Source organism: Aeromonas sp. R4-2, assembly GCF_040908295.1.
Classification (GTDB): domain Bacteria; phylum Pseudomonadota; class Gammaproteobacteria; order Enterobacterales; family Aeromonadaceae; genus Aeromonas; species Aeromonas veronii.
On the sequence record NZ_JBFODL010000005.1, the window covers coordinates 59928 to 75931 of the forward strand.

Genomic DNA, 16004 nt, shown 5'->3' on the forward strand with positions numbered 1-16004 from the left:
ATGTAAAGGGGCGCTAACCCCTGCTGGTGCGGTTATGCCGGACCAATTCGCTCCATCAGGCTCATATGGGATGAGCCATCGTGGCGCTTGAGGTTCTGGCGATACTCGAACTGGCGCTGACTCTCCTGCTTGAGCCCCAGCATCAGCGAATAGCACATCGCCAACATGATCACCGAGAAGGGCAGCGCGGCTATGATGCTGGCCGCCTGCAAGGCTGCCAGGCCGCCGGAGACCAGCAGGATAGCGGCAACCAGCCCCTGCCCCAGACCCCATACGGCGCGGTGCAGTACCGGCGGCTCCTGATCACCAATGGAGAGCAGGGTCGTAATCACGAGCGTGCCCGAGTCACTGGAGGTGATGAAGTAGGTGCAGATGAGCAGGGTCAACACGGCCTTGGCGATCCAGCCGAAGGTATCCCAGTGCAGCAGCTCGACCGTCTTGTAGAGCGCCTGCGTCACATCCTGATTGACCGCAGCGACCACGCCACCACCGCCAAACAGCTCCAGATTCATCGCCGTACCGCCAAACACGGTGAGCCAGAACATGCCGAGCAGCGAGGGTACCAGCAGCACACCGAGCACAAACTCGCGGATAGTACGCCCCTTGGAGATGCGGGCGATAAACATGCCGACAAACGGCGCCCATGCAATCCACCAACCCCAGTAAAACGCAGTCCAGCTCGACTGCCAGGCCGAAGTGCCGTTGGCCTCGGTGTTGGTCCAGAAGCTCAGTTTGACGATGTTCTGCAGGTAATCACCGATGTTCTGTACATAGGCGTTGAGGATATAGGTAGTCGGCCCCAGCACCAGAAAGAGCGCGAGCACGAAAACACTCAGCCAGATATTGAGCTCGGAGAGGAGCTTCACTCCGCGCCCGACCCCGGAAACCGCCGAGAGGGTGGCGATCAGGCTGATGCCGCCAATCAGCCAGAGCTGGTTGGACTGCGACACCGCCATACCAAACATCTGGTTGAGGCCGGTATTCATCTGGGAGACACCCAGTCCAAGGGAGGTTGCCACCCCGAACACGGTGCCGAACACCGCCAGCACATCGGCCGCATGGCCCCAGAAGCCGTAGATGCGCTCACCGAGGATGGGGTAAAGCACGGAGCGGATCGCCAGCGGCAACTTGCGACGATAACTGAAAAAGGCCAGCGATAGGCCAACGATCACATAGATGGCCCAGGGGTGCAGGCCCCAATGGAAAAAGGTGAGGCGCATGGCGATCTGGGCCGCTTCCGGGGTCATCCCTTCGGTAATGAACGGATTGCCCTGCAGATGGTTCATCGGCTCGGCGATGCTCCAGAACACCAGACCGATACCCATGCCCGCGCTAAAGAGCATGGAGAACCAGGCGAAGTAGCCGAACTCCGGTACCTGGTCGTCGTCACCCAGCCGGATGCTGCCAAAACGGCTGAACATCAGGTAGACAGCGAAGAACAGGAACAGGGCGACCACCAGAATGTAGTACCACTTGAACCCGGCAATAATCTGATCCTTGGCACCGACAAACCAGGCGGCCGCGGTATCGGGAACAAATACGCCAAACAGCAAAAACAGGGTGATCACGGTGAGGGCCGTCATGGCCATAGTCGGGTTGAGGCCTTTCAATAGCCCTTTGCTTGCTCGCATCCAGCCTCCTTAGTCGTTGTTGAAAAAGTCTTCGCCCACATGATCACCGGCGCCGCCGATGGCGCGATAGACCAGTTTGCCGGCTGCCTGTTCGCGGTGATCCACCAGCGAAACCGAGGGCTGGCCATTCACGGCGTGACGCTTGCCAAGGAAGATGGCCATGGGGACGCCCAGATTGGAGATACCGCTGGTGATCCAGAGGCGGTTGAAGTCGTAAGAGCCACCGATGAACTCCAGCTGTGCCAGGCCGGTATCTAGGCCAGTCAGATAGAAGTTCATGGCACTTTCGTCAGGAAAGAGGTGCACCAGCACATAGGCGTAGCGTAATTCATTCACCAACTCCTTTAGGTTGAAAGTACCTGTCTCACTGCAAGAGAGGGGTAACTCACCATCATAGTGGTGTACCTTGAGGTTGTTGGGGTCTTCATCATAGGCAGGCTGATAGCGCACAAAAGCCGAGGTATCCGGCAGTTCATAGCGCACTCTGACCACACGTAACTCGGCCACCAGAGACTTGATATCCAGCTCGTCATTCATCATTTCGCTCCTCAAATGTCAGGGTGAATTCCGTGAAATGCCCGTCAACCTAACACAAAATTAATTAGAGCAGAAATTATTACAACAAAAACCATATTGACCTTGTGACGAATTAGGCGGAAAATTTTGCGCCTCTCCATAGCCTTCCAATAACGCACATCCCATGGAAAAACATGATGAAGTGCTGGTCGCCCTGCGCCAGATTATTCGTGCCATCGACATGCACTCCAGGCGCTTGATCAAAGAAGCCGGGCTCACCTCCCCGCAACTCTTGCTGCTCAAAGGGATCGACGAGTTGGGACAGATCTCCATGCGCCAGCTGGCCGATCACACCAACATGAGCCAGGCCACCGCCACCACTATCATGGACCGATTGGAGAGCCGCCAACTGGTGCAGCGCGTTCGCAGCAATACCGACAAGCGCAAGGTTCACGCGACACTGACTGATGCAGGCCGAGCCCTGCTGGCCCAGGCCCCGACCCCGCTGCAAGAGCGCTTCATCCAGCGTTTTCAGGCACTGGAAGCGTGGGAGCAGACCCTGCTGCTGTCTTCCCTGCAGCGCATCTCCGCCATGATGAATGCAGACGAAATCGATGCCGCCCCGGTGCTGAGCGTCAGACCCCTCACCGAAGAGCAGGCATAAGCTGCTGAACAATTTCAGGCATAAAAAAGCTCCCGAACGGGAGCTTTTTTCGATCAGGGGCCGCAGAGGATTACTCTTCCAGGCTGATCCCGATATTGGAGACGCCATCCTGAGAGGCGAATGCTCTGATGGCCAGGATACGATCGCTGTCGCGCTCATGAGCAACCCGCTTGAGCAGCTCGACCTGGAACTCCAGCTCGGCTTCCATGTACTCGTGCTCGTAGAGCTCTTCTTCGGTCAGATCCCGCTCTTCCAGCAGCTCGATAAAACCGGCCACAGTACCGACTGACGCATGGCTGGCATCGTTGGCCTCTTCACCAACCCGGCAGATCACCGAGTTGTAGGCGCAGCCCAGCGCAACACAGGCATCCAGCGCGGGATAGGCACCGTAGGATTCAAACTTGCGGGGATCCGGAATGTGAGACTCGAACTCTTCGAGAATGGCACCCAGATTGACCCGGGATCCCTTGACGGTGAGGTAGACCCACATCTGATCCAGCGCATGCCGGAAAGCGCCAGCATTGCCAAAGCCGGAGGCCTGACAGAACAGGGCATAGTTGGGGTACATGCGCTCTGCCAGCGCCAGGGTGTAGACGGTCTGTTGCCAAGGCTGTAGCTCGGCCAGTCGCTTATAAAACTTGTCACCAAACACTGGAGTCGGATCCTTTGCAAAATGTGGGGCAGATTGTAGCCCACGAGGGGCGCGGCGAAAACGAAAAAGCGCCCTGGTCGGCTATGTTGCGATATGAAGTCAGGTAAGATGGGTCGAGAGCGGCATCTTGTTGCGCCGCAAATTCTGATAAGGAACAAGAGTATGAGCCAACGTACCCTTCTTTTGCTCAGCCAGGATAATGCTCACTACGAACGGCTGCTCAAGGCCGCCAATCTCCCCCATCTGCGCATTCTGCGAGCCGATAACCAGAGTGATGCCGAGAAGCTGATCGGCGAAGCCCATATTCTGATGGCCGAACCGGCCCGTGCCAAACCGCTGCTGCCCAAAGCCAACAAGCTGAGCTGGTTCCAGTCCACCTATGCGGGAGTCGATGTGCTGCTCGACCCTGACAGTCGCCGTGATTATCAGCTCACCAATGTGCGCGGCATCTTCGGCCCGCTGATGAGCGAGTATGTCTTTGGTCATCTGCTCAGCCTGATGCGCCAAATTCCCCTTTATCGGGAACAGCAGAAACAGCGACTGTGGCAAAGCCACCCCTATCAGGGCCTCAAGGGGCGCACCATGCTGATCCTGGGGACCGGCAGCATTGGTCAGCATATTGCCCACACCGGCAAACATTTTGGCATGAAGGTGCTGGGCATCAGCCGCAGCGGTCGGGAGCGGGCCGGGTTTGATCAGGTTTATCAGCTACCTGCGCTCAACAAGATGCTGGCGCAGGCCGATGTCATCGTCAGCGTGCTGCCAGCCACCCGCGATACCCGTCATCTGTTCAATGCCGCCCGCTTCGAACACTGCAAACCGGGCGCCATCCTGTTCAACGTCGGCCGTGGCAGCGCCGTACACTCGGGCGATCTGCTCACCGCACTGCGCACCGGCAAGCTGGCGATGGCAGTGCTGGATGTGTTCGAGCAGGAGCCGCTGCCCGCCGACAGTCCACTGTGGGGCCAACCCAACCTCATCGTCACCCCCCACAACAGCGCCTACAGCTTCCCGGATGATGTAGCCCAGATCTTTGTGCGCAACTACATCCGCTTTATCGATGGCCAGCCACTGGATGGCAAAATCGACTTCGACAAGGGTTACTGACCTCACTGCGCATGTAAAAAGGCCCCACCAATCTGGCGGGGCCTTTCATTTCAGGCGGTGACAACCGGAATCAACCCGCAGCCAGCTCCTTGCGGTAGCTCTTCACCTTGGCAAGGAACTGACGACGCTCCTTGCCGCTCAGGGGTTCAGCCATCGGCAGCTTGGCGGTCATGGCATTGACCGGGCGGTTGTTGATCCGCAGCTCGTAGTGCAGGTGAGCACCGGTCGAGCGACCTGTGTTGCCGGAGAGGCCGATCTTGTCGCCCATCTTCACTCGCTGACCGGTTTTGACCAGCAGCTTGCTCAGGTGCAGATAACGGGTAGAGAGAGTACGGCCATGCTTGATGACGATATAGGTACCCGCCAGCGGGTGGCTGGTTGCCTTCTGGACGACACCATCGCCGGTCGCCAGCACTGGCGTGCCCACCGGTACCGCGAAGTCGGTGCCCTCGTGAGGACGCACCATACCGGTTACCGGATGTTTGCGGGCCGGGTTGAAATTGGAGCTGATCCGATAGCGGCTATGGGTCGGGTAGCGGCGGAATCCGCGCTCCAGACTGTTGCCCTGACCGTCGTAATAGTTGCCGTCATCGGAGAGCCAGGCCGACACCGTCTTGCCCTGGCTGGTCACTTCCACCCCCAGCAACTGGCTGTTGCCAGTGCTCTTGCCTTCCACCGTCTCCTGGCGTACCAGCACTTTGAACTTGTCGCCCTTCTGCAGATCCTTGGCGAAATTCATTCGCCACTGGAACAGGTTGGCAATTTTCTGGATATGGTTGGCCGGAATCCCCGCATTGCGGGCACTGACATAGAAGCTGCCGTTGATCACGCCGTTGTAACGCTGCGGTTGCCACTCGACCTTCTCATTGATCATGGAGGCGGTATAGGCATCGTCGCTGCGTGCCATCACCAGCGTCTGCTTGATGTTCAGGCGAATTTTGAGTTGCTGCAGGATGTTGTCCTGATCGATCAGCAGCTCGATATTCTGGCCCGGCTTGAGGCGCGCCAGATAGTTCTTGTTGTCCGCGTCCAGCACCTTGTAGAGGGTGGTGGTGGAGAGACCGAGATTGTTAAAAATGGCGGTCAGGTTTTCGCCGTTGCGGACCCGGTAATCCTGCCACTGGGGGGTGGTGTCGACCGGGATGTCGTCATCCGGCGCACTCTGATCAACCAGTTCGTGATCGGGAATTTCGTTAAAGTCGGTGTTGTTTTCGTTGGTTGCCGTACCTGCGGTATCAATGGGCAACTCAAGACGCAGCGGCCGCTCGAGGATATCACCCGGAGCTGGCAATAATGCCACTGCTGACAGGGTCATGGCCGTCAGCATCAGCATGGCGTAAAAGTGTTTGCGGGGAACCGGTGGTTCCCAATTGGCAGCCTGTACTACCAAGGGACGGAGACGTTTCATCCGCTATCCTGTATTTAGATCTAAAGAGTGTGAGTTGCGATGTCAGTTGTGACAAAACCGTATAAAACTGTTTGTTGGACACAAATAGTTACAAATAGTTCATCACAATCTGCATGAACCTCACATTTTATGCATAACCCGCCCGGATGGGCAGAAATGATCGTCTTTTTTAACCATTTTTTCCTATTTTTAAGAACCGGGTCGGATTCGATACTGAATAGAAACCTGAAATGTTGCGATAACTTTTCCATGGAGTGGATATGTCGTTAGCAAAACTGTTAATCAGAATAATTGTCGTCCTGTTCCTGATCGGTGCTGCGCTGCTGTTTGCACTGGAAGTCACGACGGTCCGCCAATCCATCCTCGACCAGATGTCAGCCAACCTGGAAACCGCCATCACCGCGCTCGGGCTGGTGCTGCAAGGAACCCTGCTTAATGACGACAATGTGCTGGCCGAGACCATCGTCAATGCCATGTTCGACGGCGGCTTCGTCAGCTCGGTCATTCTGGTGGATCCGGATGGTCAGGTGCTGTTTCAGAAGGTATTCCACTCTACCCAGCAAAATGTCCCCGGCTGGCTTCCCTCGGTTATCGGCATGCCCCCCGTCAAGATTGAGCAAGAGTTGACCGATGGCTGGCGCATGCTGGGCACTCTGACCCTTGAAGGACATAGCGGCTACGCCTATCAGCATCTGTGGAATGCCATCAGTCGCACCGGTCTGGCGCTGCTGGCGGGCCTCATCGTATTTACCCTGATCATCTCCCTGGTGTGCAAACGCCTGCTGCAGCCCCTGGAGCAGATCAACCTGCAGCTGATCCGTATCCGTAAACACCAGTTCAACAGCACCCTGCCCACTCCCTGGTTGCAAGACCTCAAAGAAGTGGCACTTTCCATCAACCAATTGGTTTCCGAACGCAAACGGGATCTGCTGCAACAACGACTCAAAATCACCCAGCTGGGAAAACAGCTGCCACTGACGACCCCACAGCCGCTGCAAGGAGTGAGCCCATTGCCGGAAGGCGGGCAACTGCAAAAATTTGTCTCCACACAAGGGGAGATCGCGCTCTATCAGCGTTTCTTGCCCAGTCAGCCCCTCGGTGCCGACAGCGATCTCGCAACCATCCAGAGCACCCTGCAACAGTGGCAGCACTCTCATATAGAAGGGGTCTTGCTGCCCCTCTCCCTGCTCAATCACCCGCAATGGTCCGAGATCGCCCCTCTGCTAAGCCAGGGGCGAGGAAAAACACTGGATTGGCGCTGGGATGTAGCCACATTCCCCGCCCACGGCCAGTCTACCTTGGCCGCGTTGCAGGAACAGGGGTGTGAGCTCGCCTTCAGCGCCATTCCCCTCAATGCGGATACCTTCAATCAACTTGACCCGCTCAATCCCATCTTTATCAGCTGTCAGCTGACCGATGCGCCGCTCTACTGGAATCTGCTCTCCCAAACCATGCATGCCGCCGGTTATACCCTGCTGGCAGAATCGGGAGAGTGTCGCGACATCGACAAACTGCGGACCTGGGGTATCGATGGTTATGCCAAGGAGGCGCAATCATGAAGAAGCTCGCCATGCTGTTGCCCCTGCTGTGGCAACCCGGCCTGATGGCTGAAACCGTCACTATCACCACCGGGGGTGAGCAGGGGATTTATCACCAGATAACCAAAGAGTTTTGCCGTCTGGCTCATGAGGTCGACGAGCAACTTGCGTGCACACTGCAGAGCTCATCGGGTTCAATAGAAAACCTGACGCGGCTGAAGAGTGGCGAGACCTCCTACGCCATGGTGCAGTCAGACTGGCTATATCAGGCAAGCCAGGGCTTGGGCCCTTTTGCCACGCAGCCGCAACCTGATCTGCGCGCCCTGTTTGCCACCCATGCCGAGCCCTTCACCATAGTGATCCGTGCCGATGGCGATATCACTTCACTGGAACAGCTCAAGCTCGCCCCCATCGACATGGGGTTGAAGAGCTCGGGTACCCGCCAGACGGCGCTGGCTCTGTTCAACATCCTGGGAGCGAAAGAACAGGATCTCGATCTGAAGAGCATGGCCAACCTGCCGGATGCGCTCTGCAGCAAGCAGATCGACGCATTTGCACTGGTGATGGGGCACCCTAACCGGATTGTGCTCGACACCGCCAAACGTTGCGCAGTCAGTTTCCTCCCCATCGATGGGGCCACCCGTGATCAGCTACTCAAAGGGGTCAAATATTACCAACGTAGTCAGGTGCCCGCCCGCATCTACCCCGGCAATCTGAAGGCAACTCCCACCTTTGCCATTGCCGCCACCCTGGTCACCAATGCAAACATGCCGGAAGAGTCTGTCTATCGCCTGACCAAGGCCATGCTGACCCAGCAGACCAAGTTCAATGAGCAGACTTATGGCTACGCCAATATGTTTCACCGGGCACGCAATAAAACCGGCCCGGTGCTGAGTATTGAGCAGCATCCGGGCGCAGCTAAATATTTCGAGGAGCTGAAAGCGGCGGGCAAGCTATAACTGACGACGGGGAGAGCGCAGTTGCTCGCTGGAGAAACGGGTCTTCATCGATGTCCACTGCGCCAACCGATCGGCACTCCCCGCCAGCGTCCCTTCCCGCCGTGACTTCATGATCCAGATGCTTTTGGCATCGAAACTGTAAACGGGAATGAGATCGGTACGCTTGCTGCCCGGCAGGATCCGGCTGTTGATGTTGTCGAGCACCAGTGGGTCAGCCTTGGGTGTCGGAAAATAGAGAGTCACCATGTGGAACTGGTTGTAACGCACCGCCTTGACGTAGGCCAGCCGCAGCTTCTTCTCATCCACCCCCAGCTCCATCAGGGTGTAGTACTTGGAGATGCTGTAATCCTCGCAATCCCCACCCCGGGCGCCGATGAACTCCAGCGGATTGGCCCAGTAATCCTCATCTCCCCACAGCTTGGGATCCTCGCTGTAGGTCAGATTGTTGAAGTAATTGTTCACCAGCTCGATCTTCTGCTGGTCGGTGGTACCCGCTCTGGGGGTGAGCAGGCGAGAGAATGCCTCGGCCCGCTGAATGGCCCGGCCACCATACACTTCCTGCAGCTTGGCCCGCAGATCCGGACTGGCAATATATTCGGAAAGACGCGAAGCCTGCACGTTGGCGCAACATAGCGCCAACGTGCAAGCCGGGATCAACAACCATTTCATACCGGACACTCCATGTCAGATGCTGGAGGTCAGTATAGTCCCTCCGGATGAGAGGCTCAGCAGGCGATCAGCGACACTGTGCGAATGCGTCTGCCAGTTGCTGCATGAATTGGGGATAACCATCCGGGCCGAGCGGTACCTGCTCACCCACCTCGTCCAGCAGCAGCACCTTGGCACCGGTATTACGAGCAACCGACTCAATCACTGCGGGGGAGAATTGCGGCTCGGCATAGATGCAGCTCGCCTGCTTCTCTTCCAAAGCCTTGCGAATATCCACCAGCGTCTTGGCGCCTGGGCGACGCTCCGGACTCACGGTGAAGTAACCTTTTGAACTCATGCCGTAGTGGCGCTCCCAGTATCCATACGCCTCGTGGAATACAAAGTACCCCTTCTCATTCACCGCCTTCATCTGGCCAGCAATCACCTTGTCTTTGGCATCCACTTTGGCATCAAATGCCGCGAGGTTGGCGTCATAACGAGCCTGATTGGCCGGATCCAGCTTGCCCAATTCACTTGCGATCGCCTTGGCAATCACTTTGGCCTGCATCGGTCCAAGCCAGATATGGGGATCGACCCCTTCGTGATGATGTCCCTCATGCCCTTCATCATGGTCACCGTGCTCGTGGACGGCATGATCGTGATCATCATGGTCATGGGAGTCATGACTATCCTGAGTCGCGTAGTTGAACAGCGGCATCCCATCAACCTGAGTCAGGGTCAGAGCATGAGGATGATTGGCCAGCGGCTTGGCCATGAAGCCTTCCAGCTCGGGGCCGACCCACACCACCAGATCGGCACTGTTGATGCTGCGAATATCGGACGGACGCAGGGAGAAATCGTGGGGAGAGGCACCGGTCGGCAGCAATACCTTGGGCTCGCTCACCCCGTCAGTGATCGCCGCGGCAATGAAGCCAAGGGGCTTGATGGTGGTCAGCACCTCAATGGCACGAACAGGCAAACTCACCGCCAGCAGGGCAGTGAAAAGCGCAATAATTCTCATTGGTGAATCTCGTCAGGGGGTGAGTATGTGATAATATAACAGCTGTTTTTTGTTATATTATAACTCTCACTGGCTGTAAACCCCGGAGTTGTCATGAGCCAACTGGTAGAGCTGAAAGAGGTCTCTCTCTCGTTTGATGGACGCACTGTGCTCGACAAGGTCTCCTTTACCCTCAATAAAGGCAAAATCACCACACTAGTCGGCCCCAACGGGGCAGGCAAGAGCACCCTGAGCAAGCTGGTGCTGGGTCTGCTCACCCCAGATTCGGGCAAGATCACCCGCTGCCGCGATCTGAGAGTCGGCTATGTGCCCCAGCGCCTCTATCTGGATCCCACCCTGCCGCTGACAGTACGCCGCTTCCTGCAACTGGGCAAAAATAGCCGCCTCTCCATCGAGGAGGCGCTGGCCCGGGTGGGCGCAGAGGGATTGCTGGAGAACCGGATGCAAAAACTCTCCGGCGGTGAGATGCAGCGGGTACTGCTGGCTCGCGCCCTGCTGGTCAAGCCCGAGCTGCTGGTGCTGGACGAACCGGTGCAAGGGGTCGATATCACCGGCCAGATCGAGCTCTACGCCCTCATCGGCCAGCTCGCCGCCGAATTCAATTGCGCCGTGCTGATGGTATCCCACGACCTGCATCTGGTGATGGCCAGCACCCACGAGGTGATCTGCCTCAATCGCCACGTCTGCTGTCATGGCGAGCCGGAAAGCGTGGCCCGCCACCCCGAATTTGCCCGCCTGTTCGGGCGACCGGAGCAGGAGGTGCTGGCGGTCTATACCCATCATCACCACTGCGATGGCGAACACCATCATCATGAACCGCAGGCTCCCATCATCCGCCTGCCTTCTCGCAACAACGCTCACAGCAAATAGCGCAAGCAACAGGACATTCAAGTGGACAGCTTTCTGTTATACGCCCTCGCGGCCGGTCTCGGCATCGCCCTGCTGGCCGGCCCCCTCGGCAGCTTCGTGGTATGGCGCAAGATGGCCTACTTTGGCGACACCCTCTCCCATGCCTGTCTGTTCGGCATCGCGCTGGGCATTCTGCTGCAGGTCGATCTCACCCTGGCGGTAGTGGTCTGCTGCCTCGCCATGGCAATGCTATTGGTGATCATGAGCCGCAACCAGCAGGTGGCCACCGATACCTTGCTCGGCATTCTGGCCCACAGCGCCCTGTCGCTCGGTCTGGTTACCTTGAGTTTTATGGATAACGTGCGGGTGGATCTGATGGCCTACCTGTTTGGCGACCTGCTCTCGGTACAACCGATGGATCTGCTCTGGATCTACGGCGGTGGCGCGCTGGTACTGCTCACCCTGTGGCGACTGTGGGATCCCCTGCTCTCCATGACCATCTCGGAAGAGCTGGCACGGGTAGAGGGGATCCGGGTCGATGTGCTGCGCTGTGTATTGATGCTGCTGATCGGGCTGGTGATTGCCGTAGCGATGAAGTTTGTCGGGGCGCTGATCATCACCTCCCTGCTGATCATTCCCGCCGCCACCGCCCGCCGCTTCAGCCAGACGCCGGAGCAGATGGCCAGCTTTGCCGCACTGATTGGCTGTCTCGCCGTACTCGGCGGACTGACCCTCTCCTGGTATCAGGACACCCCGGCTGGGCCTTCGGTCGTCGTCTGTGCCACCAGCCTGTTTGTGCTGAGCCAGTTCAAGAGAGCGTAACGGTGCAGGCTAGAGCGGCATGCTCTGGCGTGTCTCCATCATCAGCCACTGGCGCAACCGGCTGATGGCAGGCTCATGAGCCCGCGAGCGCTTGCAGGTGAAGTAGAAGGCATCCCCCGTCTCCAGCTGATGTACCGGCAAGGCCACCAGCTGGGGATCATCGGGCCGCAGCATGTAGTCATTCACGAACGCCACCCCCTGATCCCAGGCCGCCGCCTCCATCGCCAGCAACACATGGCTGAAATGGTGCATCCGCGCCTCGTCCGGAATCACCAGCCCACCCGCCTTGGCCCAGCGCTGCCAATCCTCCCCCCGCGCCTTGTAGATGGACTGCACCGACAGCAACGGCAGCTGCCAGATGGCCTCGGGCCACTCCCCGCAGATCTGCTGCAACAAGCGGCGGCTGCAGACCGGAAAGAGCCGCTCCTGATAGATAAGATCGTGACAGTAGCCCCGTCCGTGGGGTGAGACTGTGATAAAGCAATCCGCCACCCGATCGGAGAGCTCGGGATCTTCCGCCACCATCTCCAGACTCAAATCCAGCTCGGGGTAGAGTTGGCGCAATCCGGCCAACCGCGGGATCAGCCACTTCACCGCAAACGAGCTGTAGACTGCGAGCCGGACTCGCATCTCGCCACCACCACGCAGCTGTTCGCTGCTTTGGGCAATCTGGCTGAGCCCGGCGGCAATCCCTTCGAAATAACTCTCCCCCTGGGTTGTCAGCGAGAGCAGACGCCCCTGACGCAGCAGCAAGCGCTCACCCAGAAAATCTTCCAGCAGGCGGATCTGGTGGCTGACCGCACTCTGGCTGACGTTCAGTTCCAGAGCGGCGCGAGAGAAGCTGAGCAAGCGTGCCACCACCTCGAAATATTGCACCGCACGCAGGGGAGGAAGCTTCATTATCTAAATATCTCATGAGTGGTCATTTTTTATCATTTTACTGGATATCAACCGGCACGCTACCCTCCGCTCATCTGAAGTGGAGGTGGTATGAATGCAGTAGGGATCGGCATCCTTTATCTGGTGCTGGGCAATATGGTAGCGGTCTTTTCCGATGCGCTGGTCAAGGTACTGGAGCCGGATCAGCCCATCTTCCAGTTTGTCTTCTTTCGCCAGCTCTCGGCCGCCATTTTGCTGATGCCCTGGCTGCTCTGGTCATGGCGCCGCAACCCGCCGGTGGCCATCAAGTGGCACCTGCTGCGGGCTCATATCTGGGCGGTCGGCGTCTGCCTGATGGTGGTGGCCCTCACCCGCTTGCCGCTCGCCACTGCCAATGCCCTTTTCTATGCCGCCCCCCTGATGATGGTGCCGCTGGCGGTGTGGATGGCAGGAGAAGCGATCTCGCGCCAGAAGGTGCTGACCGCAGTCATCGGATTTATCGGGGTTTTGATCGTGCTGCGCCCGACCGAAGTGAACTGGGCTGCGCTGGCGGCGCTTGGGGTGGCGCTGTCGATGGCGCTCAACAACCTGCTGATCAAGCGGATCCCGCTCAAGCAGCCCATCGCCCAGACCCTGTTTTTCACCAACGTGCTGAGCATGCCCTTCATTCTCGCGCTGGCCTGGTGGGAAGGGGGCGACTGGCAGTGGCAGATGTGGTGGCCCGCTTTTGGCTCCTCGGCACTGATCATGGTCTATGCGGGATTGTGCGTGGTGGCCTATCGCAAGGCGGAGGCGAGCAAGATCGCCTCGGCGGAATATACCGGTCTGCTGATGGCCGTCGCCATTGGGGTGTGGCTGTTTGACGAGCAACCGGGCCTGCCGCTGCTGCTGGGCTGTATCTGCATCGTCCTGCCGCTCATCGCCATGGCCCGCAGCAAACCAAAACCGCTGGCCGAACCGGCGGTTTAAGCACTCAGGGTCGTGCCAGCAAAGGGGCGACCCTTTGCTGCAGATGGGGAACAATCTCCTGTTCGAACCAGGGATTCTTCCTGAGCCAGAGGGTATTGCGCGGGGAGGGATGCGGCAGCGGCAGCCAGCCGGGGCCATAGTCAGCCCAGCTGCGCACCGTCTCGGTGAGCGACCCCTTGGCCGCCCCCCGCAGGTAATGGGCTTGTGCATACTGGCCAATCAGCAGGGTCAGTTCGATGTTGGGTAGCAGCATCAATACCTTGTCGTGCCAGGTGGGCGCACATTCGGGGCGCGGCGGCAGATCGCCGGATTTTCCCCTGCCGGGATAACAGAGCCCCATCGGCATGATGGCGATGCGGGATTCGTCGTAGAAGGTGGCTTTATCGACCCCGAGCCACTGGCGCAGTCGGTCACCGGAGGGGTCATCCCACGGGATACCGCTGGCATGCACCCGGGTGCCGGGCGCCTGACCAATGATCAGCAAGCGGGCACTCTCGGCCCCGCGGATCACCGGACGAGGCCCCAGCGGCAGATGAGCCTCGCACAGACGGCAGGCCCTGATTTGCTCAAACAACTTATCGATTCGCTGCATGACGTTGATAGTACCAGCATTTCCCTGTTTTCCCTCTTGTGGAAACAGGGCGCGCCCCCTACTATCGCCATGAGTGTTTAATTTAATAAACGGAAAATAATGAAAAACTGGCTAGGTACCGGCACCGCGACCCTCTCCTTCATCCTGTGGGGGATGCTGCCGCTCTATTATCAATTCATGCCCGAGGTCAACATGTGGGAGCTGATCTCCCACCGGGTGCTCTGGTCTGTGGTACTGCTGGGGGCCCTGTTTTTGCTGCTTGGCCACAAGGTGCCCTGGGCACAACTGCGCAGCGAGCCGCGCCAGCTCGGCCTCATTCTGCTGGCGGGCCCCGTGATGTCCATCAGCTGGTGCATGTTCACCTGGTGCCTCACTACCGGGCAGGTGCTGACCACCAGCCTCGCCTTCTTTATGACCCCGCTGTTCAATATCGTATTCGCCGTCATCTTCCTCAAAGAGCGACTCACCCCGCAAAAGCATCTGGCGGTCGCCCTGGCGCTGGCGGGGCTCGCCTACATGCTCTTCTGCTACGGCCAACTCCCCTGGTTCTCCCTCATCATGGGGGCCAACTTCGCCTGCTACGGCCTTATCAAGAAGAAGATCCACTACGACACCGGCTCCAGCCTCTATCTGGAAGCCATGGTGCAACTGCCCGTCGCGCTGATCATCATCGGCACGCTGGCGTGGCACGGGGAAGGGGCATTCGTGAACGGGGATTTGGCCGACAAGCTGCTGCTGATGGGCAGTGCGCCCGCCACCCTGCTGCCGGTGGGGCTGTTCTGCTACGCGGTGGCAAGAACCCGGATGAGCACTGTGGGACTGTTGCAATATATCGAGCCCAGCCTCGCCTTCCTGCTCGCCATCTACTGGTTTGGTGAGGCGCCGGACCCCATCAAGGCAGTTGGTTTCGCCTTCGTCTGGGCAGGTCTGCTGGTGAGCCTGTTACCGCTGCACCGGCTCAAGCGCCGCCCTCAGGGCGTACCGCGATAGGACTCCAGCACCTTGTGCCAGCGGGGATCCCTGTCCATCTGTTCGGCGATGTCGTTGAGAGTGGCATGCAGCTCGGGACGGGATTTGGGCAGCAGGATATGGCGGGTATAGCTGGATTGGGGGAAGGGCGAGATAAACAGCTTGCCCTGATAGTGCTGTGAGTCGATGAAAAAGCCCAGCGATGAACCACTTACCAGCGTCACATCGATGCGACCGCGCACCAGCAGCTCAAGATTGGTCTTCACCTTCTTGGCATCCTGACGCACCAGCTCCCCGCGGCCAGCCGCATCATCGATCCCCTGATAGCGGTAGCCCTCCACCCCGCCAAACACCAACCCCTTGAGGGAGTCAGGCCCGCGATAGGTGACCGGGTTGTCGATGTTCGAGACCAGCTCGTTGGTGTCGCGCATCACCGGGAAAGTCCAGAGATAGCGCTCGCGATGGGGATCCCCCACCCAGGCGGGATTGACCCAGACCACCAGACCGTCAAAGTCGGGATCCGCCATCTCCAGCGCCAGCCGGGCGCGATTGACCAGCCAAAGCTCGATTCTGGGTTCACCCCTCAGCTTTTCATTGAGATACTTGACCAGCTCGCGGCTCAGCCCTGCATCCACTCCGGTGTTGAAGGGGGGATGCTGATGGTAATCGTAGAGACGGATCGTCTCCCCCAGAGCCGGGACCGACAACAGTAACCACAACCAAAACCAGACTCTCATCGCACCTCCTTGAGCTGCCTCTGAGTTTGGCACAGAGAATTTG

Annotated in this window: 17 protein-coding genes; 8 read left to right on the plus strand and 9 right to left on the minus strand. The window is 58.5% G+C overall.

Translation table 11 applies throughout. The features are described from left to right. Window positions 1-32: 32 nt before the first annotated feature. Window positions 33-1631, minus strand: coding sequence for a BCCT family transporter (locus AB5Y99_RS01610; RefSeq protein ID WP_158110510.1), 1599 nt, complete (start codon window positions 1629-1631; stop codon window positions 33-35). 9 nt (window positions 1632-1640) lie between these two features. Beyond that, a complete protein-coding gene (locus AB5Y99_RS01615) occupies window positions 1641-2168 on the minus strand; it encodes a hypothetical protein (RefSeq protein ID WP_005335836.1) in 528 nt (175 codons plus the stop codon). Window positions 2169-2331: 163 nt separating this feature from the next. Between AB5Y99_RS01615 and AB5Y99_RS01620 the strand changes: the two genes are divergently transcribed. Then, window positions 2332-2811: a MarR family winged helix-turn-helix transcriptional regulator gene (locus AB5Y99_RS01620; RefSeq protein ID WP_021231719.1), complete on the plus strand. Its 480-nt coding sequence runs from the start codon at window positions 2332-2334 to the stop codon at window positions 2809-2811. A 70-nt stretch (window positions 2812-2881) separates the two neighbouring features. Here the strand turns inward: AB5Y99_RS01620 and AB5Y99_RS01625 are convergent, their stop codons facing one another. Then, window positions 2882-3463: a YjaG family protein gene (locus AB5Y99_RS01625; protein WP_021231718.1), complete on the minus strand. Its 582-nt coding sequence runs from the start codon at window positions 3461-3463 to the stop codon at window positions 2882-2884. A 162-nt stretch (window positions 3464-3625) separates the two neighbouring features. On the opposite strand from AB5Y99_RS01625, the gene AB5Y99_RS01630 reads away from it, so the two are divergent. Next, window positions 3626-4570, plus strand: a complete 945-nt coding sequence (locus AB5Y99_RS01630) for a D-2-hydroxyacid dehydrogenase (RefSeq protein WP_005363043.1) — start codon at window positions 3626-3628, stop codon at window positions 4568-4570. 70 nt (window positions 4571-4640) lie between these two features. Here the strand turns inward: AB5Y99_RS01630 and mepM are convergent, their stop codons facing one another. Next, window positions 4641-5978 carry a murein DD-endopeptidase MepM gene (gene mepM, locus AB5Y99_RS01635; protein WP_042081590.1) on the minus strand — a complete coding sequence of 446 codons (1338 nt, stop codon included), beginning with the start codon at window positions 5976-5978 and terminating at the stop codon, window positions 4641-4643. A 260-nt stretch (window positions 5979-6238) separates the two neighbouring features. Between mepM and AB5Y99_RS01640 the strand changes: the two genes are divergently transcribed. Further along, the gene (locus AB5Y99_RS01640) at window positions 6239-7537 is read left to right on the plus strand and encodes a LapD/MoxY N-terminal periplasmic domain-containing protein (RefSeq protein WP_368208500.1); all 1299 of its coding nucleotides are present in this window, start codon (window positions 6239-6241) and stop codon (window positions 7535-7537) included. After that, the gene (locus AB5Y99_RS01645; protein WP_368208502.1) at window positions 7534-8475 is read left to right on the plus strand and encodes a TAXI family TRAP transporter solute-binding subunit; all 942 of its coding nucleotides are present in this window, start codon (window positions 7534-7536) and stop codon (window positions 8473-8475) included. Before AB5Y99_RS01640 ends, AB5Y99_RS01645 begins: the two co-directional genes overlap by 4 nt. On the opposite strand, the gene AB5Y99_RS01650 is transcribed toward AB5Y99_RS01645, so the two are convergent. Together AB5Y99_RS01650 and znuA are read right to left on the minus strand one after the other, a co-directional pair. Continuing rightward, a complete protein-coding gene (locus AB5Y99_RS01650) occupies window positions 8470-9144 on the minus strand; it encodes a transglutaminase-like cysteine peptidase (protein ID WP_005335848.1) in 675 nt (224 codons plus the stop codon). The two genes, AB5Y99_RS01645 and AB5Y99_RS01650, sit on opposite strands and share 6 nt — an antisense overlap. A gap of 67 nt (window positions 9145-9211) precedes the next feature. Continuing rightward, a complete protein-coding gene (gene znuA, locus AB5Y99_RS01655; protein ID WP_368208503.1) occupies window positions 9212-10144 on the minus strand; it encodes a zinc ABC transporter substrate-binding protein ZnuA in 933 nt (310 codons plus the stop codon). Window positions 10145-10237: 93 nt separating this feature from the next. Between znuA and znuC the strand changes: the two genes are divergently transcribed. Then, on the plus strand, window positions 10238-11014 hold the full coding sequence (znuC, locus tag AB5Y99_RS01660) for a zinc ABC transporter ATP-binding protein ZnuC (protein WP_111900249.1): 777 nt from the start codon (window positions 10238-10240) through the stop codon (window positions 11012-11014). Between the two features lie 21 nt (window positions 11015-11035). Beyond that, the gene (znuB, locus tag AB5Y99_RS01665; protein WP_043826084.1) at window positions 11036-11815 is read left to right on the plus strand and encodes a zinc ABC transporter permease subunit ZnuB; all 780 of its coding nucleotides are present in this window, start codon (window positions 11036-11038) and stop codon (window positions 11813-11815) included. Window positions 11816-11824: 9 nt separating this feature from the next. Here znuB and AB5Y99_RS01670 read toward each other — a convergent pair whose 3' ends face one another. After that, the gene (locus AB5Y99_RS01670; protein ID WP_279463861.1) at window positions 11825-12715 is read right to left on the minus strand and encodes a LysR substrate-binding domain-containing protein; all 891 of its coding nucleotides are present in this window, start codon (window positions 12713-12715) and stop codon (window positions 11825-11827) included. 90 nt (window positions 12716-12805) lie between these two features. On the opposite strand from AB5Y99_RS01670, the gene AB5Y99_RS01675 reads away from it, so the two are divergent. Continuing rightward, window positions 12806-13663, plus strand: coding sequence for a DMT family transporter (locus AB5Y99_RS01675; protein ID WP_203118386.1), 858 nt, complete (start codon window positions 12806-12808; stop codon window positions 13661-13663). 4 nt (window positions 13664-13667) lie between these two features. Here AB5Y99_RS01675 and AB5Y99_RS01680 read toward each other — a convergent pair whose 3' ends face one another. Beyond that, entirely contained in the window at window positions 13668-14255 is a 588-nt protein-coding gene (locus AB5Y99_RS01680) for a uracil-DNA glycosylase family protein (protein ID WP_203118385.1), read from the minus strand. A 99-nt stretch (window positions 14256-14354) separates the two neighbouring features. On the opposite strand from AB5Y99_RS01680, the gene rarD reads away from it, so the two are divergent. Then, complete coding sequence (gene rarD / locus AB5Y99_RS01685) at window positions 14355-15245, plus strand: EamA family transporter RarD (RefSeq protein ID WP_005363056.1); 891 nt, start codon at window positions 14355-14357, stop codon at window positions 15243-15245. Here rarD and AB5Y99_RS01690 read toward each other — a convergent pair. Beyond that, entirely contained in the window at window positions 15227-15961 is a 735-nt protein-coding gene (locus AB5Y99_RS01690; RefSeq protein ID WP_115544551.1) for an ABC transporter substrate-binding protein, read from the minus strand. The genes rarD and AB5Y99_RS01690 overlap by 19 nt on opposite strands. Window positions 15962-16004: the final 43 nt, after the last annotated feature.

Coding starts and splice junctions, on each gene's coding strand:
- AB5Y99_RS01615 (WP_005335836.1), bottom strand. CDS start 2,168: ATGAATGACGAGCTGGATATCAAGTCTCTGGTGGCCGAGTTACGTGTG.
- AB5Y99_RS01645 (WP_368208502.1), top strand. CDS start 7,534: ATGAAGAAGCTCGCCATGCTGTTGCCCCTGCTGTGGCAACCCGGCCTG.
- AB5Y99_RS01650 (WP_005335848.1), bottom strand. CDS start 9,144: ATGAAATGGTTGTTGATCCCGGCTTGCACGTTGGCGCTATGTTGCGCC.
- AB5Y99_RS01680 (WP_203118385.1), bottom strand. CDS start 14,255: ATGCAGCGAATCGATAAGTTGTTTGAGCAAATCAGGGCCTGCCGTCTG.
- AB5Y99_RS01690 (WP_115544551.1), bottom strand. CDS start 15,961: ATGAGAGTCTGGTTTTGGTTGTGGTTACTGTTGTCGGTCCCGGCTCTG.
- rarD (WP_005363056.1), top strand. CDS start 14,355: ATGAAAAACTGGCTAGGTACCGGCACCGCGACCCTCTCCTTCATCCTG.
- AB5Y99_RS01675 (WP_203118386.1), top strand. CDS start 12,806: ATGAATGCAGTAGGGATCGGCATCCTTTATCTGGTGCTGGGCAATATG.
- AB5Y99_RS01610 (WP_158110510.1), bottom strand. CDS start 1,631: ATGCGAGCAAGCAAAGGGCTATTGAAAGGCCTCAACCCGACTATGGCC.
- AB5Y99_RS01630 (WP_005363043.1), top strand. CDS start 3,626: ATGAGCCAACGTACCCTTCTTTTGCTCAGCCAGGATAATGCTCACTAC.
- znuC (WP_111900249.1), top strand. CDS start 10,238: ATGAGCCAACTGGTAGAGCTGAAAGAGGTCTCTCTCTCGTTTGATGGA.
- mepM (WP_042081590.1), bottom strand. CDS start 5,978: ATGAAACGTCTCCGTCCCTTGGTAGTACAGGCTGCCAATTGGGAACCA.
- AB5Y99_RS01640 (WP_368208500.1), top strand. CDS start 6,239: ATGTCGTTAGCAAAACTGTTAATCAGAATAATTGTCGTCCTGTTCCTG.
- AB5Y99_RS01620 (WP_021231719.1), top strand. CDS start 2,332: ATGGAAAAACATGATGAAGTGCTGGTCGCCCTGCGCCAGATTATTCGT.
- AB5Y99_RS01670 (WP_279463861.1), bottom strand. CDS start 12,715: ATGAAGCTTCCTCCCCTGCGTGCGGTGCAATATTTCGAGGTGGTGGCA.
- znuA (WP_368208503.1), bottom strand. CDS start 10,144: ATGAGAATTATTGCGCTTTTCACTGCCCTGCTGGCGGTGAGTTTGCCT.